Annotated in this window: 21 protein-coding genes and 1 pseudogene; 10 read left to right on the forward strand and 12 right to left on the reverse strand. The window is 52.4% G+C overall.

Annotation, left to right across the window (positions count from 1 at the left end):
* Positions 1-13: 13 nt before the first annotated feature.
* The gene (locus ccrud_RS09025; RefSeq protein WP_066566481.1) at positions 14-529 is read left to right on the forward strand and encodes a hypothetical protein; all 516 of its coding nucleotides are present in this window, start codon (positions 14-16) and stop codon (positions 527-529) included.
* A 34-nt stretch (positions 530-563) separates the two neighbouring features.
* Here the strand turns inward: ccrud_RS09025 and ccrud_RS09030 are convergent, their stop codons facing one another.
* Positions 564-1,100: a hypothetical protein gene (locus ccrud_RS09030; protein ID WP_066566483.1), complete on the reverse strand. Its 537-nt coding sequence runs from the start codon at positions 1,098-1,100 to the stop codon at positions 564-566.
* A gap of 322 nt (positions 1,101-1,422) precedes the next feature.
* On the opposite strand from ccrud_RS09030, the gene ccrud_RS09035 reads away from it, so the two are divergent.
* Positions 1,423-2,118, forward strand: coding sequence for a DNA methyltransferase (locus ccrud_RS09035; RefSeq protein WP_066566485.1), 696 nt, complete (start codon positions 1,423-1,425; stop codon positions 2,116-2,118).
* A gap of 224 nt (positions 2,119-2,342) precedes the next feature.
* Positions 2,343-2,987, forward strand: a complete 645-nt coding sequence (locus ccrud_RS09040) for a DUF5701 family protein (RefSeq protein ID WP_066566487.1) — start codon at positions 2,343-2,345, stop codon at positions 2,985-2,987.
* Positions 2,988-2,996: 9 nt separating this feature from the next.
* On the opposite strand, the pseudogene ccrud_RS14995 reads toward ccrud_RS09040, so the two are convergent.
* The 3 genes and pseudogenes from ccrud_RS14995 to ccrud_RS09055 form a co-directional block, all read right to left on the reverse strand.
* Positions 2,997-3,134, reverse strand: a pseudogene (locus ccrud_RS14995) (zinc finger domain-containing protein); the annotation flags it as partial.
* A 609-nt stretch (positions 3,135-3,743) separates the two neighbouring features.
* Positions 3,744-4,283, reverse strand: coding sequence for a cyclophilin-like fold protein (locus ccrud_RS09050; RefSeq protein ID WP_157776020.1), 540 nt, complete (start codon positions 4,281-4,283; stop codon positions 3,744-3,746).
* The gene (locus tag ccrud_RS09055; protein WP_066566492.1) at positions 4,280-5,044 is read right to left on the reverse strand and encodes an SDR family NAD(P)-dependent oxidoreductase; all 765 of its coding nucleotides are present in this window, start codon (positions 5,042-5,044) and stop codon (positions 4,280-4,282) included. Before ccrud_RS09055 ends, ccrud_RS09050 begins: the two co-directional genes overlap by 4 nt.
* Positions 5,045-5,203: 159 nt before the next feature.
* Between ccrud_RS09055 and ccrud_RS09060 the strand changes: the two genes are divergently transcribed.
* Together ccrud_RS09060 and ccrud_RS09065 are read left to right on the forward strand one after the other, a co-directional pair.
* On the forward strand, positions 5,204-6,115 hold the full coding sequence (locus ccrud_RS09060; protein WP_066566494.1) for a helix-turn-helix transcriptional regulator: 912 nt from the start codon (positions 5,204-5,206) through the stop codon (positions 6,113-6,115).
* A 4-nt stretch (positions 6,116-6,119) separates the two neighbouring features.
* Positions 6,120-6,857 (forward strand): dihydrofolate reductase family protein, encoded by a 738-nt coding sequence (locus ccrud_RS09065; protein ID WP_066566496.1) that lies wholly within the window; start codon positions 6,120-6,122, stop codon positions 6,855-6,857.
* Between the two features lie 67 nt (positions 6,858-6,924).
* Here ccrud_RS09065 and ccrud_RS15230 read toward each other — a convergent pair whose 3' ends face one another.
* The 5 genes from ccrud_RS15230 to ccrud_RS09085 all read right to left on the reverse strand — a co-directional run bounded on the left by ccrud_RS15230 (position 6,925) and on the right by ccrud_RS09085 (position 10,124).
* On the reverse strand, positions 6,925-7,041 hold the full coding sequence (locus ccrud_RS15230) for a type II toxin-antitoxin system Phd/YefM family antitoxin (protein WP_169816471.1): 117 nt from the start codon (positions 7,039-7,041) through the stop codon (positions 6,925-6,927).
* A 50-nt stretch (positions 7,042-7,091) separates the two neighbouring features.
* A complete protein-coding gene (gene mutM / locus ccrud_RS09070; protein WP_066566499.1) occupies positions 7,092-7,952 on the reverse strand; it encodes a bifunctional DNA-formamidopyrimidine glycosylase/DNA-(apurinic or apyrimidinic site) lyase in 861 nt (286 codons plus the stop codon).
* Positions 7,945-8,688, reverse strand: a complete 744-nt coding sequence (gene rnc, locus ccrud_RS09075; RefSeq protein ID WP_066566502.1) for a ribonuclease III — start codon at positions 8,686-8,688, stop codon at positions 7,945-7,947. Before rnc ends, mutM begins: the two co-directional genes overlap by 8 nt.
* Entirely contained in the window at positions 8,685-9,221 is a 537-nt protein-coding gene (locus ccrud_RS09080) for a YceD family protein (RefSeq protein WP_066566504.1), read from the reverse strand. Before ccrud_RS09080 ends, rnc begins: the two co-directional genes overlap by 4 nt.
* Positions 9,222-9,323: 102 nt before the next feature.
* Positions 9,324-10,124: an ATP synthase subunit B family protein gene (locus ccrud_RS09085; RefSeq protein WP_066566506.1), complete on the reverse strand. Its 801-nt coding sequence runs from the start codon at positions 10,122-10,124 to the stop codon at positions 9,324-9,326.
* Positions 10,125-10,374: 250 nt separating this feature from the next.
* Between ccrud_RS09085 and ccrud_RS09090 the strand changes: the two genes are divergently transcribed.
* Both ccrud_RS09090 and ccrud_RS09095 read left to right on the forward strand, forming a co-directional pair.
* A complete protein-coding gene (locus ccrud_RS09090) occupies positions 10,375-12,018 on the forward strand; it encodes an ATP-binding cassette domain-containing protein (protein WP_245670227.1) in 1,644 nt (547 codons plus the stop codon).
* The gene (locus ccrud_RS09095; protein WP_066566508.1) at positions 12,015-13,559 is read left to right on the forward strand and encodes an ABC transporter ATP-binding protein; all 1,545 of its coding nucleotides are present in this window, start codon (positions 12,015-12,017) and stop codon (positions 13,557-13,559) included. Before ccrud_RS09090 ends, ccrud_RS09095 begins: the two co-directional genes overlap by 4 nt.
* Positions 13,560-13,601: 42 nt before the next feature.
* On the opposite strand, the gene gdhA is transcribed toward ccrud_RS09095, so the two are convergent.
* A complete protein-coding gene (gene gdhA, locus ccrud_RS09100) occupies positions 13,602-14,945 on the reverse strand; it encodes an NADP-specific glutamate dehydrogenase (protein ID WP_066566510.1) in 1,344 nt (447 codons plus the stop codon).
* An 872-nt stretch (positions 14,946-15,817) separates the two neighbouring features.
* On the opposite strand from gdhA, the gene ccrud_RS09105 reads away from it, so the two are divergent.
* Positions 15,818-16,942, forward strand: coding sequence for a glycerate kinase (locus tag ccrud_RS09105; protein ID WP_066566520.1), 1,125 nt, complete (start codon positions 15,818-15,820; stop codon positions 16,940-16,942).
* Here the strand turns inward: ccrud_RS09105 and ccrud_RS09110 are convergent.
* Positions 16,939-17,337, reverse strand: coding sequence for a hypothetical protein (locus tag ccrud_RS09110; protein WP_066569783.1), 399 nt, complete (start codon positions 17,335-17,337; stop codon positions 16,939-16,941). The genes ccrud_RS09105 and ccrud_RS09110 overlap by 4 nt on opposite strands.
* A gap of 30 nt (positions 17,338-17,367) precedes the next feature.
* Here ccrud_RS09110 and ccrud_RS09115 point away from each other — a divergent pair, with 30 nt between their 5' ends.
* Entirely contained in the window at positions 17,368-18,696 is a 1,329-nt protein-coding gene (locus ccrud_RS09115; protein WP_066566524.1) for a DUF4921 family protein, read from the forward strand.
* A 46-nt stretch (positions 18,697-18,742) separates the two neighbouring features.
* A complete protein-coding gene (locus ccrud_RS09120; protein WP_066566528.1) occupies positions 18,743-20,008 on the forward strand; it encodes an amidohydrolase in 1,266 nt (421 codons plus the stop codon).
* 70 nt (positions 20,009-20,078) lie between these two features.
* Here the strand turns inward: ccrud_RS09120 and glgP are convergent, their stop codons facing one another.
* Positions 20,079-22,634 carry an alpha-glucan family phosphorylase gene (gene glgP, locus ccrud_RS09125; RefSeq protein WP_066566532.1) on the reverse strand — a complete coding sequence of 852 codons (2,556 nt, stop codon included), beginning with the start codon at positions 22,632-22,634 and terminating at the stop codon, positions 20,079-20,081.
* Positions 22,635-22,677 lie beyond the last annotated feature (43 nt).

Here is a 22,677-nt window from a genome sequence, read left to right on the forward strand (position 1 = left end):
GTTCCAGTTCCTAGTGCTGATCACTGCATCTGAGCGAAAAGTAGCACACGCTAGTACCGTCAAAACATCAGTTGTCTCCCTGCTACGAGAGGAACTCACCGTGCTCAATGAATCCATCACCATCGAAGGACTGGGAGAGCTATCCCATTCAGGTAAATCACGGCACTGGAGCGGATCAGTGAATGCCGCTGCAACTCACCGCACAGTGGAGTTGACTATTGATGGCACACCCAGCGGACCTGCTGATATACAGGTCGATGCAATTAAACATGTAGTGACGCGTTGGGATGACATTCTCGCTGAGGCCACATCAGGACTGGTGGAATTACTCGAAGAAAGTGAGCTGCCGGAGACAGATCCTTGGGTAACTTTTGAGGTCTCTAGCCTCTCAGTGCCAGCAATATCCTACGACCCCGATGGAGCTGTGCACGTACACATCAACCTTATCCATGTGGACTATCCCGATGACTTTTGGCCAGCAATCGACATCGTCGATGGAACTGTGCGAGAGATTCTCAGCGGTACTTAAATCTCATGCACACTCATCAGCTCTCTCAAAGAGTTCAACAATACGGCCAATTATGAGCCGCAACGTCACTGATACCGCACACATAGTTAAGAAACAGTTGTGTAGCTGCTTCTTCTACTTGTTCCTTGTGATCAATGAGAACACCGGTGGCAGTCCACGCCTCAACGATGCCAATAAAGGTTAAAAGATCCACATCTAGTGGAACCACCATGGCGTACTGGCCGGTACTTTCCCAGCCGTCATGATTTAAAAATACTATCTTCGCATCGCGTCGATCCACTGCCCACGCATCGCCACTGCCGGACCATGCCACAATCTCATACGGTGCATCTGGACCGAGTTCATCACTGAACATCGTGTCTGCAAATTTTCCTACAGAATCTAGCTGCCAGGCACAATCCATGTTGTGTTCAAAACCGGCCAAAGCTACAAGGATACGAAGATTCTGTTCTCCTACAACTCTGCGTAGCTCTTCCCTATCTAAAGAAGACAACTCATGGTGCCCACCATTGGCACCTTCTGCTTGTGCCACAGCAAGTATTTCCTCTAGGGAGCGCATCACAAGGTTCATACAGATTACTTTCGTATTGGGCTGAGAAAAGCTGTGAAATTCCGCCACTGTCAACGTGTAGACCAGGGAGCGGATCCGTCCGGTGTCACGCCGATTAACAAGCGCTCCTACACTTAACCATGGTGACGCACGGCTGTGCCGATATCGCGTCGTCACACCTACCTGGTCGCATCCGGTTTTGGGCTGGTCCATGCACTCTATCCGCCTGCATTAAGCATCCTAAATTAAGTTTCCGTAATGCTTGATATGTTTTCACCGCCTGGGCTGCATCCCTCGAACTTCTCACGGATGCTGAATTCCTACCACACAGAAAAGTAGCGTCATGACATCCAGTTCATCATCACCTCTCGATTCTCATCTCACTCTTCAGCACAGTTCTTTTCTCGCAGAAAGGCCACTCGGCGCTGACGAAGATGTGCATATGCTGATCTCGACTGTCGACCACGTCATCAAGCGATGCAGTGCACCTGGGGATCTTGTCTTTGATCCATTCGCTGGCTTTGGTACGACACTAGAGCGTGCGCTTACGCTCGACCGTAAAGCACTTGGTATTGAGTTGCTTCCAGAGCGGGTCGATATGGTTCAGTCACGCCTTCCGGATGCACACATTATTGAAGGCGATGCCCGCGCTTTGGTGAGAGTACTCCGCGATCATCAGGTCGACACCATCATTGATTCAGCACAACTTATACTCACATCCCCGCCGTACATGACTATTAATGATCACGATGCAGATCCACTGCTTGCCTATGAATACGGCGGTGGCGACTACACACGTTATCTCTCTGAACTCAGCCTCGTCGCAGCGCAATGCGCACACATCGTGAAACCTGGTGGATTCGTGGTCTGGAATGTCGCAAACATCTTATACATGGGTGAGACCACGCATCTGATCCGCGATTGCAGTGAAGTGCTTGCGAAACACCTCACTCCGGTTGGCGTAACCAAGATCAACTGGGATACATATCCACATGATTTTGTAGCCGATGCACTATTGGTATTCCAACGAGCGCTATAACCGCATGCACGTATTTGGTACTTGCGCTGGCAGTGCGCGTACCAGGTAATGAAACTGCCACGCCGATCGTATAGTTCTCCAGTTTGGATATCAGAGTTCAAAGGCAGCCACAACCAATAGTTACGCATACCCCTGTAGTCCTAATAAGAAGTCTCCGCGGGGAATAGAACATGCCTGCATCCAGTTGAAGATACACCCCGTTGTTTAAAGAGAGGCGTCTTCACATGGCCACTGCCACCCCGCCACCCACCATCGCTGCACAGATTGAGAAACTCGTGGATCTGGGTCTCCCCGACTTAGCTGGGATGACTCCCGCTGAATTTCGGGAGCTCGGCGCTTCACTCCCAGCATCCAATGCCGACTCAATCGTCGTCATTCATCCGACTCTGGTAAGCGCAGCGCTACTCGCTCCGCTTCTTCACCGAGAGGGAAAAACTGGGTTTATCGTCGCAGATATGGATGATCTAGCCGAATTTGTTCCGATCGAAGAGGTCTCGATTCCGGCAGCTCCACTGTATGTGATCCATAGTGTTGATCGTGGCGATGACATGTCTAATTGGAGCCCGAATGAAGCTCTATCCGAGATCCTCACGCGTGATCGCACGCCGTTAACTGTCAACGAGGGCATCTCTTGGCTTCTGCAACACCCTGATCAACTGCAACCAAACTGGTGCTTCATGACCATTGCTTCACGGAAGAAGAAGGGTAAAACGCTCGATTCCAGAACACCGGCTATCTGGATTAGCGGTGGCACAGGTCGCGATGGTCGCGCTAACCGAGACGCTCCAAAAGTTGGATGGTGTTGGGCTGGAAACCGTCACACCTGGCTCGGTTTCGCCTCAGCTGACAGTCGTGAAGATATCCACTAGTTTCTTATCTCAACGCTTACGCTGGCAGTTCGGGCAGAAGTGTGAGCCTCGGTTCATAAAGTTTTCCCGAACGATGAGTCCACCACAGCGATCGCATGGTTCTCCTATTTGCTCATAAGCATTCAAGGACAATGCGAAATACCCCGACTACAGCAGTAATCAACGTTCACTATGTCCGAGTTCTTTTGTGACTTTGAGCGCGCGAATGGAAGATGGTCAGCCGCTTCTGCAGACCGATCCCGAGGGCTTTTTGAAATGGAACTGAGAGGACGGGCGCATGTCATCTTCAACTGCCAGCCTCACCAGCCAACTTGAGCAGTCAGATTCCTCCGCACGTCTGCAGGCAGCGATGACTGCCGGCACGATCAAGTGCTCGATCGTGTAATCGTCGAGCTTACCTCGCCAGTTGCACAGGCTTGCTCGCAGGCGCTGCACACGCTGTCGAAGCTTTGAGATGTTCGCGCATGTCCAGCGATTACCAATGAGCATCTCCATGACCTGGATGATGAGGTTGCCCATACCGCATGGCGGGCTGCGGTCGGGATCGCCCCTTCGATAGCGATAAACGTGTGGTCAAGCCACCAGGGATGGACCTGGGCTAGAGCGTATAGGCGTATTGCTGTCATTATCGAGACATCCGGACAATATGGTGCTTTCCTCGACAGCACGGTTACACCACCAATGTGATGGTGATCTCGCGTGGCTCATCAGCAAGGAATAAGCAGTAGAGCCCTAAGGGGCATCAGCGCAGCCCGTTTACCCGACTCGTTCGATGGTCACGGTGAATGGTTCGCTCCTGCTATTGATGGTCGAGAGATCCCCTTCGATTCGGCCGAGCTGTGCGATTCCGTTCCAGCGACCAACGTTGGTGTAGTTCATCACGATGACACCGTCTGGGGCGTAGTAGGTGAGATCACCGGTGCGTGCTGTATCAGCAGCTGGCATGCCGTCCATTCTGATGGGGTGAGGCAGCACCGCCGTCACTTCTTGGCCCCCATAGTCAGCGAATTCAAGGGTGAGTGGCAACTGGGCAAGCAGCGCATTAGCTGCCGGATTATTCCGGAGGGTCGCGTGGAGTATCTGGTTGTCGACCCTGATCTGAATGAGTGTTTCTTCCACGGTCTCTCCTAATGGTTCACGTGTGGGTTCTGGTACTGGCGTCTGAGTTGACGGCCGTTCGATGGTGGATAGCGGCGGTATTTCAGATGTGTTGATTGCTTCACCGCAAGCAGTGAGCCCAACGCATAAGAGTGTCAGTGGAATCGTGGCGAGCACACGGGAAGCCGCGGTGCTCACTGCGCGGTGTAGGCACCGTCGACCGGGAGGGCAACTCCGGTGACGTAGCTGGATGCAGAACTTGCCAGCCAGAGCACTGCTGCGGCAATCTCTTCTCCGCGGCCAAGGCGGGCCATCGGGATCGCTGCGAGGGCATCGTCCAGATCGAGTTCTCCGCCCGAGATCATGCGTTCGACCATGGGGGTGTCGATTGTTCCGGGGCAGATGGCATTGACCCGGATGCCGAGCGGTGCGTATTCGAGGGCGGCGCTTTTGGTGAGACCGAGCACCCCGTGTTTGGCTGCGTGGTAGCTCGCACGCCCGGCACCGCCGACGAGACCGCCGAGGGAGGAGCAGTTCACGATTGTGCCCGACCCTTGGGCCTGCATCTGTGCGAGTTCGTGTTTCATTGACGCCCACACCCCACGAAGATTCACCGCAGTCACCTGGTCGAATGCGTCTGCCGTCTCGTCTGCGGTGCACACCGGAGCGTGCATGATCCCGGCATTGTTAAATGCCATATCGAGACTTCCAAACATGTCGACCGTGTGTCGTACTGCTGCGGCCACCTGATCTTCGTCAGTGATATCTGCGAGCACTGGCAGCACTCGATGCCCTTGCCCTGTGAGTTCGGCCGTAAGCGCATCGAGCGCGCCCTGCTCCTGGTCGACGAGTGCCACTGCCGCACCGGCATGTGCGAACGCGCGAGCGGTGTCTGCACCCATGCCGGATCCTGCCCCAGTCACAAATGCCGTACGTCCAGCGAAATCGTAGAAGATCATGTAGCCTATCCCATCCGTTAGTCATTCTGGTTGAGGCCCTGTTGGTGGCCTGCCGTATACATTCAAGTGAAGCACTCACCGCACGAATCAGCGAGGCCCAACCAGTAGGGGTACCGTGAGGGACTCCCTCTGCTCAGGCGTTCCCGTTACTGTGGAGGTATGGATAATCGAGCGGAAGTGCGCGAGTTTCTGACCACGCGTCGCGCCCGCATCACCCCAGACCATGTTGGGCTTCCCGCAGGATCCAATCGGCGCGTTGCCGGGCTACGCCGCAGCGAGGTTGCCACACTCGCGGGGGTGAGTGTCGAGTATTACACTCGCATCGAACGCGGCTCTATCAGCGGCGCATCCCCCGAGATCCTCGACAGCATCGCGAAAGCACTGTTGCTGGATGCAGCAGAGCGCGCGCACCTGTTCGATCTTGCTCACGCGGCAAGCCCGGTAGCTAGGCCGCCCCGACGTCACAACCCGAAGACCTGGGTCCCCCACGAGAGTCTGCAGTGGGCACTTGATGCAATCACCGCTGGCCCCGCGTTTGTGCGCAACGGACGCATGGATATTCTCGCCACCAACGCTCTTGCCCGCGCGTTCTACAACGATGTCTACAATATGCCCGGTCAGCCGGGGCAGCCACCGAATATTGCTCGGTTCACGTTCTTGGACGACCGAGCACAGGACTTCTATCCCGACTGGGATCTCTTCGCTGAGGTCACTGTCGCGATTCTGCGCACCGAAGCATCCCGCGATCAGCACAACAAAGACCTTCATGATCTCATCGGGGAACTCAGCACCCGCTCAGATCATTTCCGGCGTCGCTGGAGTGCTCACAACGTGCGTCATCACGGCACGGGGTCGAAAACGTTCCGTCATACTGTCGTCGGAGAACTGACTCTCGCTTTCGAGGGACTCGAGATGGCGGCAGAGCCCGGCCTGACCCTTACGATCTACACCGCCGAACCCGGCTCTCCCTCCGAAGAGGCACTGCGGCTGCTCGCCTCGTGGTCAGCCACGGAGTTCGCGAGTCCTGTGGTGACTCCGCCACTGAAACATGAAACCTTTGAAGGGAATTAAGCAGATGAACCGGCCATACGTCATCATTCACACGCATACCTCGGTCGACGGCAACATCGACATCATGGACCTGCCTGGCTTCTACGCCGGCAGCCAACATTACCAAGACCTGGCATTGACACCCGGCAAAAAAGTGCTGGGCATTGATGCCTATCTCAACGGGAAGACGTCAACCGAAGACAACATCACCCACTACCGCACACCAGAGCTGAACGCTGACGCGGTCCAGGTGCCCGAGGGTGATTACTTCGCGGTGTCCAACGCTGCAATGTATTACATTTCGATCGATCCGCGCGGAGAGCTCGCATTCGACACCAACACGTTCGGGTACGGAGGCGTGCCCACGCACTTCATCGAGGTCCTCACCGACGCAGCAAGCAACGCCTACAAGGATTTTCTGCGTCGCAAGCAGATCTCATACATTATCGCGGGCGAGCAACAGGTCGACTATGCGCTCATGCTCCACAAACTGCACGGTCTCGGTATCAAGCGCCTCATGGTTGGCGGCGGCGGGGTCATCAACTGGTCATTCCTGCAGAACGGGCTCGTCGACGAGGTGAGTTCGATCATTGCCCCCGTCGCGAACGGCGACCCGAACGCCCACCGTTTTTTCACCGCACGCGAACCGTACAGCACGGTACAACCGGTGGAGTTCGAACTCACCAATGTTGAAGTCCTCGGCGACAGCGTCGTCTGGCTGCGCTACACCCCGAAGCCAGTCTCTGAGGTTGCATCATCCTGACCTCCTCAGGTTTCACTGGCAGGGTCGCATTCATCACCTGACATCGCCCAGGGCTTCCATCGCACGATCAAAGAAGTCTGGAGACACAACTACCACGAGAGGTAATCTCAACTGGTTCATGCTGAGCAACAGCAATGTAGTCGCTCTGCTGATTGCGGAACTGCGAAAGGGTTACGGTAGGCATACAGAAATCGCACTACTTGTACAAGATGCACACAAATGCAGATTGATCATTCACCGATTCCGCTGGCAGCGCGGGCAAAAATGTGAGCCTCGGTTCATAAAGTTTTCCCGAACAATGAGGCTGCCGCAGCGATCGCATGGTTCACCTGTTTGTCCATAAGCATTCAAGGACAATGAGAAATAGCCAGAATCCCCATTAACGTTGACATACAGTGCATCAAAAGATGTGCCGCCTTGTGCAAGGGCTTTTGTCATCACTTCTTTACCTGCGAGCAAAAGCTCTTCCAACCGGGCTAAAGATAGTCTGTCCGCGCGTTGGAGGGGATGAATCTGGGCTTGCCAGAGCATTTCATCGGCATAAATATTGCCGATACCAGACACGATCTCTTGGTTGAGCAGCAAACGCTTGATCTCAGATTTTCGAGATTTCAAATTCTGGGCAATGCGAGAGATATCAGCATGCGGATCCAGCAGATCTGTGGCGATATGTGTCACGCGCGCGGGCACACCATCGACTAGTTCTCCCAGCCACCAATAACCAAAAGTACGCTGATCAACAAACCAGACTTCATCGCCATTATCTAATTCAACTTTGGCGCGAAGATGCGAATTCGGTGGCGCATCAGGTGCTTTCACCAGCATCTGACCACTCATCCCAAGGTGGACGAGCAATCCTAAATCAGGAAGGGTGTCGCCGGAGGGTTCGTCGATAAGCTCAAGCCACAGGAATTTGCCGCGTCGCTTGGCGGCGCCGACCTTCAGTCCTACGAGGTTGGCCTCTATTTCTAGGCCACCACCTAGTTGATTACGCGCAGCGCGGGGATGGAGCACAGAGGCGGACACAATGGTATGTCCGACCATATGTTTTTCCAGGCCGCGGCGCACGACCTCAACTTCAGGCAGTTCAGGCACGGGACTCCCGAAGCTTACGGAAAGCCTGGTGAGCAGCTTCTTGCTCAGCCAACTTCTTGTTCGGTCCTTCGCCGCGACCCATTTCTTCACCCTCCAGAGTCACGATGGCGGTGAACACCAGATCGTGGTCTGGGCCTACGGACGTGGCAGAATACTCCGCCATTGGACGCTTGCGCTGAGCAAGTTCCTCCTGCAGTGTAGTTTTCCAGTCCTGGTGAATACCACGAGCAGAAGCGTGATCAATCTTGTAAGCAAACAGACGCAGCACGACATCACGAGCGATTTCGAAACCATACTGGCGGAAAATCGCGCCCAAGAGTGCTTCCGTGGTATCTGCAAGAATGGAATCCTTGCCACGGCCTTCAGTAAGTAGCTCGCCTTTACCCAGCAAAATATGATCGCCAAGATTAATTTCGCGGGCAATATCTGCCAGACCATAACGGCTGACAATGGAAGCGCGCATCTTGGAAACATCAGATTCCGGGCTGCTTGGATACTGCTCATAGAGCTTATTTGCCACGGAAAGACCCAAGACAGCGTCTCCTAAGAACTCCAAACGCTCATTGTTAGGAAGCGTGCCGTTCTCATTGGCAAAAGAGCGGTGAGTTAAGGCAAGCACCAATAAATCACGCTGGATTTCTACACCCAAATGATCCAGAAGTGGCTGATGATCTATCGCATCAAACGCTTCATTAAGGGCGTCTACTCCTGTGAGTCGATTCTTCTTCCTACTCACAAGAACTTCTCCAAGCCTGCCCAGCGAGGATCAACTTTTTCTTCACCTTCTGATTCTTCAGATTCTCCATCTGGAGCTGGCACATCATCGTTTTCACATGCGCCATAACCCAGTTGTGCGCACACAGGGTTAAACGGCAGGCTCATACCTGCTTCATCAAGGACAGATTGAAGTAGATCAATCTTGTCATTGTTGACTACAGGAAGCTCATCAATATCATCTGGAGCGTCTTCGCCGGTGATGAAATCTGGGTCAGCAGAAAATACCTCAGACACATGAAGAGACTTCGTTGGGGTGAGTTCGCGGAGGCAACGGGAGCACTGGCCAACCAGCTGTGCTTCGACATCTGCTTCCACGGCCAGTCCGCCACCCAGTGGGATGATCTGGGCTTCTACAACAACTTTTCCGCCCTCGGGGATCGCGATCATTTCCGGGCCAATTCGGGTCGGGCTTGGACCAGATTGGGTGAGTAGTACCGGAAGTGCACTTCCACGCAGGAGTGCGGCGACTTCAAAAATAAAAGGAGAGTTCATGACCTGGTAGATCCTACTCGTACCCCACCATGACTACTTGCATCAGATGAGGATCGCTTAATGGGATTGATGAAAAAGAGATTAATACTTTAAAGGTACGACCTAGTAATCGCGATCATAAGAACGCTCACCACGGTCTTCGCGGTCGTAATCACGTGCATAATCACGCTCATACTCACCACGTACTACAGGCTGCTCTTCGCGTGGTTCCCGACCAGTTGCACCTGCACCACGGCGCAGTGCAGAACGATCAGCTGTGACAGAACGCAACGTGGTAGACAAGGATGTTTCAAATTCAGAAAGCTTCGAATCAACATATTCGTCACATTCATTGCGCAATTTGTTGGAATCAGCATGTGCAGCATCAATGATGCGGTGTGATTCCTCTGTGGAGCGACGCACAATTTCTGCTTCACTGACTAAACGATCTTGCTCTGCCTGGCCTTCTGAAACAGCACGACGATAAGCATCATTGCCGGAATTCACGAGGCGCTCAGATTCCGCCTGAGCACGCTCGGTGGTGCTATTTGCTTCTCGACGTGCGTCGCTGACAATGCGATCAGCGGTATCATTCGCTTTCCCAACCACAGAATGCGCATGGTTAGTGGCGTCTTCGATCATCGCGTCGGATTCTTCAGTTGCGCGTGCAAGAAGATTGCGAGCTTCATTCTCCGCTTCATCAACCACCGCTGCTGCATTATCTTGCGCATCACGGATGACGCCATCACGGTGATCCAATACATCTTGTGCATCATCTAGTTCAGCAGGAAGTGCATCACGTAAATCATCAAGGAGTGCGAGCACTTCCTGACGTGGAACCACACAGTTTCCAGTCATGGGAACGCCGTATGCGCGTTGTACGGTTTGAACTAATTCATCCAATGCTTCAAAGACCTTGTACATGCGCCTAATCGTACTGAAAACCTCAGACTCCTGCGTATGGCGCGCCTAGTTTCAGCAGTACCGTTAAGCAACCTGCTATTTTTCATGCCATTTTTGTTAGTTAAGTCAGGTTAATAAACTTGGGAGGCATCTAACCCCCAGAGCGTTATCGTGTCGCAGGTTCCGGCTAGCCTAGGTCAAGAGAAAATAGGTGGGCCACATGAGTTTCTAATATGAGACTTTTCAGGCCCACGCGCTGGGTCGAAAGGTTGTGGTGAATATCCGTTCCCTACTTCGTGATATCCCTTCAGTGGGCTGGTTGATTACGGCACTAATTGTGGTCCGCACCATTGTCATGGCTCTTGTCATCATTGGTCTGGGATCACTCATTGACGCTCCTGTGCTGTCCACAATGTGGTGGCTAGGTGCGGGTGTGCTCATAGCTGCTGCACTGTTGTTTACAGAAGCCATACTCCCCCAACGATTGCGTGCACGTACAGAAGCTGCATGGCGGCAACAACTTGCCCAGAAAAATTTGAGCCTTTCTTCCACTGGCGCCAGTTCCCGCGATGACGCACAACTGATCACCTTGGCCACGGAATCCGCTTCCAAAGCGTCCACATACACCGTGTTGTTTTTAGGGCCATTTTTCGCGGCTTTCCTTGCCCCTATTGCAGTTATCCTTGTCATCGGCATCGCCATCTCTTGGCCTGTTGCTGGCATTTTAAGCATCGGACTGTGCCTTATCCCTGGGGTGCTTTCCTGGGCACGAAGCATGCTTAAAGGTGCTGGTGCTGGCTATGGCAGAGCGTCTGCGCAGCTTGCTGGAGTATTTCTAGAATCAGTACGAACATTGGGCACCACATTGGTATTAGATGCCACGGATTCACGTCGGCAGTTGATTACCAAAAAGGCAGAGCAGATGCGTGCTCAAGTGATGTCCTTGTTGTATCGAAATCAGCTGATGATTTTAGTAACAGATGGCACCTTTGGCATTGCCACAACTGCGGTGGCAGCGGTCTTGGCAAGCGCAGGTTTTTCTGCTGGATCACTCACTCTCGGCCAAGCCGTTGCTCTGATGTTGCTGTCCCGCTTAGTCATCGATCCGGTTAACCGCATGGGACGAACTTTCTACACCGGCATGGCTGGAAAGCCTTCTTTATTGGCAATTAATAGAGCACTTGCCACACGTCCAGAGCACAGGCCGGATGAAGACTTAGACCAAGCACCCCTGCAAGATGGCGATATGGTGATTAAAAACTTAAATATTTCTCGTGATGAAACACCCATTGTGCATGATTTCTCTGTATCAATTCCTGCCAGATCGCATGTGGCAATCGTTGGTCCCAGTGGTGCCGGAAAATCCTCTTTGGCTTTAAGCCTGGCAGGTTTGTTGGACTTTAGCGGAGATATTTTCCTTGGGGAACATCGCTGCTCATCACAAGAGTTGCGGGCTTTGGTGAGCTTTGTTCCACAATCCCCCACCCTATTTACCGGCACCATTGCCAACAACATAGACCTTGCCCGCACTGGCGCTGATTCCTCCATGATTCATGCGGAACTCTTAGGAAAAGAACTATCAGCAGATCTCAAAGTCGGTGAGACGGGAACGTCCGTCTCTGGTGGCCAAGCAGCACGCATTTCTATCGCACGAGGATTACTCAAACAATCCCGCATTATCGTTCTCGATGAAGCTACTGCCCAATTGGATTACGCCAATGCTCAGCAGGTGCGGCACACCGCAAAATCTCTAGAGTGCACCCTGATAGAAATCACTCATCGGCCATCAGAAGCGCTCGATGCAGATGTAGTTGTTGTGCTAGAAGATGGACGCATTTCCGCCATTGATACACCAGAAAATGTTGCTCAGCATAATGCATTTTTCCAGAAAGCAGTCTCGGAGGAACACCAGTGATTAACCGGTTGCTCAAATTATCTACCTCTGTGTGGAAAGAGCTTTTCGCGTCTACACTCTTGCGCTTATGCAACCAGATACTGACTGCCTCACTGCTTATTTTTCCCGTATGGGCATTAACCCAACAGCTAGACTTGTCTCTACCAACCATTGGTCTTGTCATGGTTGTGCTCGCTTTGACTGCCGCTTTTTCTCGGTGGGGTGAGCAAGTATGTGGACACCGCGCAGCATTCGGATTACTTGCTCATATGCGCGTCTTGCTTTATGACGCCCTCGTGCGCAGAGGTTCCCCTCGTGCTCCACAAGGCAGTGGCTCAATCATGTCCATTGCCACCCGTGATATTAACTCCATTGAAGTATTTTTCGCGCACACTATTGGCCCAACGATTACTGCGATCATCCTGAGCATTGGAAGTATTATCACTTTAGCGGTGCTTGATCTAAGGGCTGGCGGGATGGCCCTTATCGGCGTACTCATCGCATGGCTACTCCCCTTGATAGGAAAACAATCCGTATCTGGCGAAGCCTCTGTGAGAGGTCACATTGCGCAGCATCTTGCCGAAGACGCAGCTGGACGCTTAGAAATTACTTCACATGGCGCACAAAAAATAAGACTGAGCGATCTTGAGTTGAAAGAACAGCACCTCGCAGCTGTTGTCACACGTCAAGGATTGATCGTCGGTATGCGCCAAGGTCTCGCGTTGTTATGGCCGTGGATCGTGGCAGCACTCATGATCGTGATAGTGCCCAATGTTGGTGTCCTCTGTGCTGCCATCATAGTGGCGGTATCACCCGCTTTAGATGCTGTGGAAGGCTTCGCCCGCACCATGCCCACCGCGCTTAACAGCGCGCAAAGATACTTCCGCATTATCGACGCTCCCGTGGTCATCGAAGAACCTGCATCCCCACAATTGTTGCCGAAGGGACCTCTTGCGCTACAGATCAACAACGCAAGTTTGGGGTATAAAGAGATCGCACTCGGCACTGTCTCACTCAAGATCGATGCTGGCGAGCACATTGGCATCGTGGGACCAAGCGGTGCTGGAAAATCCACCTTGGCTCACTCAATTCTCAAACTAGCTTTGCTGCGTTCCGGAACCATCACTGTAGGTGGAGTAGATATCGCTGATGTGTCCACTGCTGAGCTTCGAAAAGCTGTCAGCATAGTCGAACAAAAAGCAGTTCTTTTTAAAGGCACCGTGCTGGAAAATCTTCGCATGGGCAACCCGCTGTTAAGTGAATCAGAGGCCACCGAAGCGTTGCAGTTGGCGTCGATAAGCACTCTGCCTTTAGACGCTGATGCCCTCAAGCTCTCTGGCGGACAGCAACAACGGGTATGCCTCGCGCGTGCTTTGGCACGCAAGCCACGGGTGCTCATTGTGGATGAGGCTACCAGCCATCAAGATGCGCTCAACCAATCTGAGCTGGCGCGCACGTTATCTGCACTCACAGACACAACAGTGATCATCATCGCGCATAGAAAAGCTGCTCTCACTCATGTAGATCGCATTATTGATCTGGAAGAACTCAAAAATCCCTGATCCTATATCAGGATCAGGGATCAATGGCAGGTGCGTTAACTCTTAGATAACACCCTGAGCAAGCATTGCGTCTGCAACCTTCTTGAAACCAGCGATGTTGGCGCCGACAACGTAATCGTTCTCGTGTCCATACGCTGCTGCGGTTTCTGCACAGGTCTTGAAAATGTTCTGCATGATCACATGCAGGCGCTCGTCGGTGTACTCGAAGCTCCAAGAATCACGAGACGCGTTCTGCTGCATTTCCAGTGCGGAGGTAGCAACGCCACCAGCGTTAGCTGCTTTGCCTGGTCCAAAACGAATGCCGCGCTCACGGAAGATCTCAACTGCTTCAGGGGTGGAAGGCATGTTTGCACCCTCAGCCACGAAGCGGCAGCCGTTGTCTGCCAGAGTCTTAGCGTTCTCGCCGTCAAGCTCATTCTGAGTTGCACAAGGAAGAGCGATATCGCACTTGAGATCCCAGATGGAACCATCGGTGTGATAGGTTGCGCCCTCTACTTCATCCGCATACACAGAAACGCGTGCACGGCGAGCTTCCTTGATTTCACGAAGCTTCGCTACATCCACACCGTTTGGAGTATGTACCCAGCCGCTGGAGTCAGAGAAACCAATAACAGTTGCGCCGAGTTCCTGAGCTTTTTCGATAGCGTAGGTTGCCACGTTGCCGGAGCCGGAAACGATAATCTTCTGTCCGCTAATGGACTCGCCCTTGGCCTTGATCATTTCATCAACGAAGTACACGCAGCCGTAGCCGGTTGCTTCGGTACGAACCAAAGAACCGCCCCAGGCCAGACCCTTGCCTGTCAACACGCCTGATTCGTGTTGGTTAGCCATGCGACGGTAATGGCCGAAGAGGTAACCGATTTCACGGCCGCCGACTCCAATATCGCCTGCAGGAACGTCGCGGTACTCGCCGATGTGGCGGTGCAGCTCAGTCATGAAGGACTGGCAGAAACGCATGATTTCCAGGTCAGACTTGCCCTTAGGGTCGAAGTCGGAGCCGCCCTTGCCGCCACCAATTGGCAGGCCGGTCAGGGAGTTCTTGAAAATCTGCTCAAAGCCGAGGAACTTAACAATGCCCAGGTTGACTGAAGGGTGGAAGCGTAGACCGCCCTTGTATGGTCCAAGTGCGGAGTTGAACTGCACGCGGAAACCACGGTTAACGTGGACCTGGCCTTCATCATCAACCCAAGGAACACGGAAAATGAGCTGACGCTCAGGCTCGCACAGACGCTGGATGAGACCGTAATCGGCGTAGTGAGGGTCCTTTTCCAGGACGATCTTCAAAGACTCCAAAACTTCTGCCACAGCCTGGTGAAACTCTGGTTCGCCAGCGTTGCGCTTCAGAAGCATGTCGTAATAGTTTGAGACCTGCTCATCAACTGTCATGATTTCCTCGTTCCCATCTCGGCTGCGTATGCGCGAGCTTCTCAATTGTGCGTCGGGGTTATTTCTAAGTTCATCTTCAGAGTTTACTAATGGATTCACTTTGCGGCTCACTTCCGAGCACACTCCCGCTGTCCACCTTGGTATCCATCTCATATGATGTCTACCAAATCTTTTCCTTGATTTATCAATGATCCTGACGCTTTGAAAAACTACTTTCACATCAACCGGCCTGTTATACCTAACGGTTAATAGTTTTAAACCACGGAAGCCCTAAAGAGCAACTTCTCGCTTTGAGACTTAACTCACTGCGAGCATTTAAGCTGGTAAATACTCACGTTCAATTATGGCAGCGTCACACGGATATGACCACAAAGAATCAAAAATGATCAAAAATTTCTTTAGGTTTATCAATTTTTTAACCCGAAAGGCGCAGCCAACTGCATGAAGACTGCCCTTTTATTAAATTCAATCAAAAATTGATTAGTACCAGTTTCTCAAGTGGTTATATAACCGGACTTATCTCAACACTGCTTCCAAGGAAGTAACCGAACACCCCTTACCCCCTTCGGTATCTACGCCGATCCACCATCACTGCTTATTTCGGCACTGATCCCACCCAGTTATACGAGTCCATTTTTGGCACCCGTCGAAGGTTTTAAAGCCCCCTTTCCATCTCAAAAAGCACCGTTTGGAAGCTCCCAACTAAACCACTTGGCTGCCCGACATTAGGATGAAGATATTGCGCACACATGACATTGTGAATGTCTGACATATGTGCCACACAGCCCCCGCTTGTGTTTCCACTGGCCAGCTATATTTTTAAACCCCATACGCGCCAGTTCCTCGCTACAACAGAAAGATAACCCACCTTCATGACTAACTCTCCTGCTAATCCTGGAACGAAAGCACCAAGGATTATCATCGCACCGGATTCTTATAAAGGAACCGCCACAGCAGCGCAAGCAGCCCAGTACCTCGGCGAAGGTGTGTTAGAGGTAATGCCAGATGCCTCCATCACTCTGGCTCCCATGGCCGATGGTGGCGAAGGAACCTCAGCGGTCTTCGGAGGTCAGGTCATAACATTACCCACCACCAATGCTGCCGGCCGCCTCACAGAAGCCAGCTATACCTTTGAGCAACACTCACACACTGCATATATCGATATCGCTGCTGCTTCCGGTTTGCCAGCCGTTGCAGATAATCCAGTTCCCACAACCGGCGATACCTACGGCACCGGTGTCTTGATTGCAGATGCGGTTACTCGTGGCGCCACCCGCATCGTCCTTGGCCTCGGCGGTTCCGCAACCACCGATGCAGGCTCTGGAATCCTCATCGCGCTCGGTGCAGTCCCCCGCAACAAAGAGGGCTATGCGCTACGCACCGGAGGCGCTGATCTGATCAACCTTGATTACATCGACACCGCGGAGCTCAACATTCCGGCAGCCGCAGTCGAATGGATCCTACTCACCGATGTTGATGCCCCAGCCACAGGTCCGCAGGGCGCGGCCACCGTATTCGGGCCCCAAAAAGGTGCCACAGCAAAAGACATTGCGCTTCTCGACGCCTCCCTGCACCACGCCTACACCCAATTAGAAATCGATGGCACAAAGCCTGGCATGGGTGCAGCCGGCGGCATCGCCATTGGGCTTACCTGGCTCTCCACGCTCATGCACGGAACCGATGCGCACATCCACATCTTGCCCGGCGCGCCCTTGATCGCTAATTCCAACGGTATTGCAGATGCTCTTCCTGAGACTGATTTACTGATTAGTGGCGAAGGCCGACTTGATGCTCAATCCTTCACTGGAAAAGTGGTGGGCACGCTTCATGACCTAGCCAAGGCTCACAATGTGGATTTAGCGGTGGCTGCAGGAGTTATTGAAGAGGGAATTCCAGGTGATTTCTTGGCCGTGGAAATGATTAAATCCTCCGACGTCGCTGCACAATTGCGTGATGCGGGTCGAAGGATTGCTGAAGCATACCTCGCGCAGAACTAACGAAGGATTTCTACTGTCCAAGGATAAACAGCTGGCACTTCATAGGCAGATTCCTGTTCTAGCAGGAAGGCATCCTTGGGCAGTTCAGCTGGTGGGGTGAGCAATCGTGCAAAAATCATCGTGACTTGGTTGATTGATCCTTTAACCCCATCAACCTCGATGAGGTAGCGGTTTACTGACGCTTCTTCTAAATCCGTATCTTCGTGTTCGTCACGGTAAGTTTGACGAAGTTGAGACTCGACAGCCTCTGCGATCTTGGCTTCTGGATCATGAACAACAACACCGTGTTCCATCAACCCTTTTTCGATAAGGAGATTGGACACCACGCTAAATCGTCCCGCGAGTGCGATGGAATCAGTGTCGGGAACTAAAACATCAAATTGAATCTTCGGCATAACACCACAGTAGACAATAGCCTTGGTGTTATGACTAGCCCGCACTCTTTTTCCATCACCCCCATTCGCATCATGGCGGATGGCACGATTAAGCAAATTCACCCTTTTACAGGCACTGAAGTATGGACTGTGCCCGGACGTGGAAACCGACCATTGTCATATCCCGCTTCCACAACCGCTGCGCTTAAGAACGAAGATCACACCTCTTATTGCGCGTTTTGTTCCGATAATATGCTTGCCACTCCACCGGAGAAATCTCGCATCATTGTTGATGCTGTGGATGGTTTCAAGTTTCTCTACGGTGCGCTTCCTGCTGATTTGAGCGCCACAACGCCGCAGTTCCGGCGCGTGCCTAACTTATTTGAAATTGTGTCTTTTGATTATTGGCATAAGAATTTCGGATTCGACATGGATACCGAAACTGCCATGCGCATGTCGCAGTATTTGGCAACGCCTGAGGGGCGTGACCATGTGTTATCCATCGTCCGCACTCGCGTGTCAGCAAGCGGCGAAGATCCTTCTTCTATGACCGATAGTGAGTTATTAGAAAAAGCTCCTAGCTATTTCGCTGGTGGCCACGATGTCATCATTGGGCGTAGGCATTTTGTTGAGGGTGCCTCAGATAGTTCCCAATTAGCGTCCTCTGGAACTTTGAGTCGCCAAGAGCATGAAGCGTTCATTCGTCTCACCGTGGATGGCATGAGAGATCTCTACCAACGTAATCGCTATGCCCCTTATGTCGTGGCATTTCAAAACTGGTTAAAGCCAGCTGGCGCATCTTTTGATCATCTCCACAAACAATTGGTTGCCATAGATGAACGTGGCCAACTTGTCACTGATGAGCTGCACCATTTGCGTGCAAACCCTAATATGTACAACGAGTTAGCTGTTGATTATGCCGGTTACCATAACCTCATCATCGCGGAAAATGATCATGCGGTAGCTTTTGCAGGTTTTGGTCACCGCTACCCCACCATTGAAATCTATTCAAAATCTGCCACTCCAGAACCATGGCTGCATTCAGATGAAGAGCTCCAGGCCATGAGTAACCTCATGCATGCCTGCCACGCTGCAGCTGGCGCTGATGTCCCGTGCAATGAAGAGTGGGTGCATAAGCCCATTGATGTTGATATGCCTATGCCGTGGCATGTGATGATCAAATGGCGTGTCTCTACATTGGCTGGATTTGAAGGGGGCACCAAGATTTATCTGAATACATTGTCTCCCCACAATGTGCGCGATCGGGTGGTAAAAGAAATGTATCGTCTACGCGATGAAGGCCTCATTGCAGTAGATCTTCGCATCGCGACAGAATGCACTGTGGAACGCAATAGCCTGAAATATAATCCGTTGTTATAAGAAGGACTATTTAAAGTCTTTGTGCAGGTGCTCTACTATCTAATCCATGAGCCGCATTTCAGAACTTCTAAATAATCATGGTGTAGATCTGTCGTGGCAAGAAGCCGCCTATCAGGATTTTCACGAACATCCTGAGCTTTCCGGCTTCGAATCAGAGACCGCAGATCGCATTCAAAAACATCTGGAACGTTTTGATTGTGAGGTGATTCCCAATGTGGGCGGGTATGGCATTCTTGCCATTTTCCGCAATGGTGCCACCGCTGATTCCGCGCCAGTTGCACTGATGCGCGCTGACTTTGATGGTCTTCCTGTCAAAGAGATCACTGGAGTGCCTTTTGCTTCTACCCGGATGCGCCCACATGAAGGTGCCAATGTGCACGTCATGCACGCTTGTGGACACGATGTACACGTCACCTCATTGCTTGGAGCGTGTGCCATTTTGGATCAGCGCCGTGATGCTTGGGAAGGCACATTCATCGCTTTGTTCCAACCGTCTGAAGAAAACGCCCAAGGCGCAAATAAGATGGTGGCTGGTGGATTGGTTGATCTCATTCCACGCCCAGATGTCTGTTTTGGGCAGCATGTTGTTCCCGGTGCGGCAGGAACCGTGATGAGTATGCCGGGTGGTGCACTGGCTGCGTGTGATTCGATTGAAATCCGCATTCAGGGTAAAAGCGCTCACGGATCTATGCCGCATAATTCTATCGATCCTACATTTGTCGCCGCGATGATCGTGGTGCGCCTTCAGGGCATTGTTGGACGCGAAGTCTCACCTGAAGATTTCGCTGTCATTTCAGTGGGCACCCTGCAATCTGGCAATACCAATAACACGATTCCATCACAAGCCCGATTGGTGCTTAACTGTCGGTTCTACAATGACAAGGTCAAGCACAAGGTATACAAGGCTATCGAGCGAGTTGTTCGTGGAGAATGCCTTGCTTCGGGTATCGAAGAAGAACCTGTGATTGAATACTTCGCTCACGGTGATCTCACGGACAACACCCCTGCTGTCTATGAGTCTGTCCGCCCTGTGTTTGATGAGGTCTTCGGCGCGGATTCCATTGATGCTTATCGCTGGACAGCATCTGAGGATTTCCCATCCATCCCCAAGGCCTTCAACAGCCCGTATCTTTATTGGACCATCGGTGTCACTCCGCGTGCGCAGTGGGAAGAGGCAGTGGCCCAAGACCGCGTTGCCACAGACGTCCCAGCCAACCACATGGGCAATTTCCTCCCCGATTATCAACCAACCATGCATGCTGCAACCACTGCTGCTGCTGCAGCAGTGCTGAGCTATTTGGGCAATTCCTAGGACTTAAAAGCTAAAAGGCCGGAAGACATCTTGTATGTCTTCCGGCCTTTAGTTTTTAACCTTTTCCGCGTTAGTTCTCCAGGTAGGTGATCAAACGGGTTTCAGCTGGGCTGACCAGCATCTGGTTGTTTGGCACAACTCGTGCAGTGATGCCGTAATTACCTGGCAGATCAGTGCTTAAGTGAGCTGTATAGGTGCTCCCATCGCCACGAGGGGTCAAGACCTTGATTTCTGGGTCTTGGATTTCTCCGTCTTGGCCAAGTGCACCGAAAAGCACCTGTGCTTGGAACTCATCATCATTAAGTGAACCGGATTCCACGCGCACGCTCACTTCAAGCTCCTGCGCAGTGATTGCGCTATCACTGATGGTGAGATCCGAAACCTTCACTCCAGCCCACTCAGCAGAGATGCGCTCTAGCCATGATGCGTAGTCTGCTGCTAATGCTGGCTCTGCAATGAGTTCAGCTTGGTGTTTGGTTGGGCGGTAGTACTTCGTGGTGTAATCACGAACCATACGAGTGGAAGTAACCATTGGGGAAAGCGTGGTCCAGGACTCGCGTACAAGATCCAGCCATTCCTGTGGGACACCGTTCTTGTCGCGCTTGTAGAACAAGGGCGCAACTTCATTTTCTAGCAGGTCATACAGTGCCTGAGATTCTAGGTGATCACGGTATTCCAGGTCTTGAGACTCCACGGTTGGGATAGTCCATCCGGTGGTCTCCTGAGGCATTTCATCCCACCAGCCATCAGAGATGGACAGAGTCAGTCCACCATTCATCACGGCCTTCATGCCGGAAGTTCCGGATGCTTCCTGTGGGCGAACTGGGTTGTTCAGCCATACGTCTGCACCAGAAATCAGGTAGCTAGCTAGGTTGATATCATAGTCAGGAAGGAAGAGGAAGCGATCACGCACGCCTGCTTCATCCGCGAACTGGACGATTTCCTGCATGAGCTTTTTGCCACCCATATCGTGAGGGTGTGCTTTGCCTGCGATGATGAACTGCACTGGGCGTTGTTCGTTCAGCAAAATGGCGCGCAAGCGCTCAGGGTTACGCAGCATAAGTGTCAGGCGTTTGTAGGTGGATACGCGACGTGCGAAGCCGATGGTCAAGACATTAGGGTCAAGCACACGAGAGGTCCATGCCAGCTCAGCTTCGGTGTGTCCACGATGTGACCAGGACTTAGCTGTTGCAGCGCGCGCTACATCAACCAGATCTGCACGGAATTTGTTGCGGACCTTCCAGATCTTTTCAGATTTCACTGCTTGTGGGTTATCCCAGGTATCAGCAACAGCAAGGTCGGCGCCACCAGCAACGCGGTCGATGAGTTCCTTCATCTCTGGCTTCACCCACGTTGGGAGGTGCACGCCATTGGTCACATGCCCGATTGGAACCTCACGAGGCTCATATCCTGGGTAGAGGCCAGCGAACATATCGCGGCTTACCTCACCGTGCAGCTTTGCAACGCCATTGGCATGCTGGCTTGCACGCAGACCCATGTGGGCCATGTTGAAGCGATGTGGATCAGACTCACGGCCAAGCTCAAGCGCCTTATCAATTGGCACACCTGCACACAGCTGTTGTGCTTCTGGCTGTCCTTCGCCCAAGTAACGGCGAACCATATCCATGTCGAAGCGGTCAATTCCTGCTGGAACTGGAGTATGTGTGGTGAAGATATTAGAAGCACGAACCTGCTCAAATGCTGCTGGGTACTCCATACCTTCTGCAATGCGCTCACGGATGCGCTCTAGGGTGAGGAAACCTGCGTGGCCTTCATTAAGGTGTGCAACGGATGGCTTCTTCAGGCCGCGGGCCTCGCAGAATGCGTTAACTGCACGAACGCCACCGACGCCAAGAACAACTTCCTGCTTGATGCGGTGCTCATTGTCGCCGCCATAAAGGCGATCGGTAACATTGCGGAGCTCTTCTGGGTTAGCTTCAATGTTGGTATCAAGAAGCAACAGTGGAATGCGTCCGACGTTGGCAACCCACAGTGCGATCTGCACTTCTTGTGCACCTGGGTAAGCGACAGAAACTGTCACCTGCTTGCCCTGCGCATCGGTAACAGCCTCAATAGGCAGTTCTGCAGGATCGTGGTACTTGTATTCTTCTTGCTGCCAGCCATCGCCGGACAGGGACTGGGTGAAGTAGCCGTGGGTGTAGAGCAAACCAACACCGATGAGTGGCACACCCAAATCTGATGCAGACTTCATGTGGTCACCGGCAAGCACGCCGAGGCCACCCGAATAAATCGGAAGGCTTGGATGGATGCCAAACTCCATGGAGAAATACGCCACGAGAGGATCCCCCACAGAATCAGCTGCAGCTGCAGTGTTCTGGTACCACATCTGATCGCTGAGGTACTCGCTGAGATTTTGTTCTTCATCGTTGACGCGACCTAAGTACTCATCATCGCTTGCCAGGAACTGCAACCGAGATGCAGGTGCTTGCATGAGCATCTGCTTAGGATCTTCATCGAGCTGTGCCCACAATTCCGGATCAATATCACGGAAAAGCTGCTTTGCTTCTTCACGCCAGGACCAGCGCAAATTATGCGCTAGCTTTACTAGTGGAAGAAGCTGAGTTGGGAGCTGGTTCTTGAACTGTACTGTGCCTACTGGTTTCACAGCCCTAAACCTAGCCTGAGATTGTCCTTTCTGCTACCGGAAT

Source organism: Corynebacterium crudilactis (assembly GCF_001643015.1).
Lineage (GTDB): Bacteria > Actinomycetota > Actinomycetes > Mycobacteriales > Mycobacteriaceae > Corynebacterium > Corynebacterium crudilactis.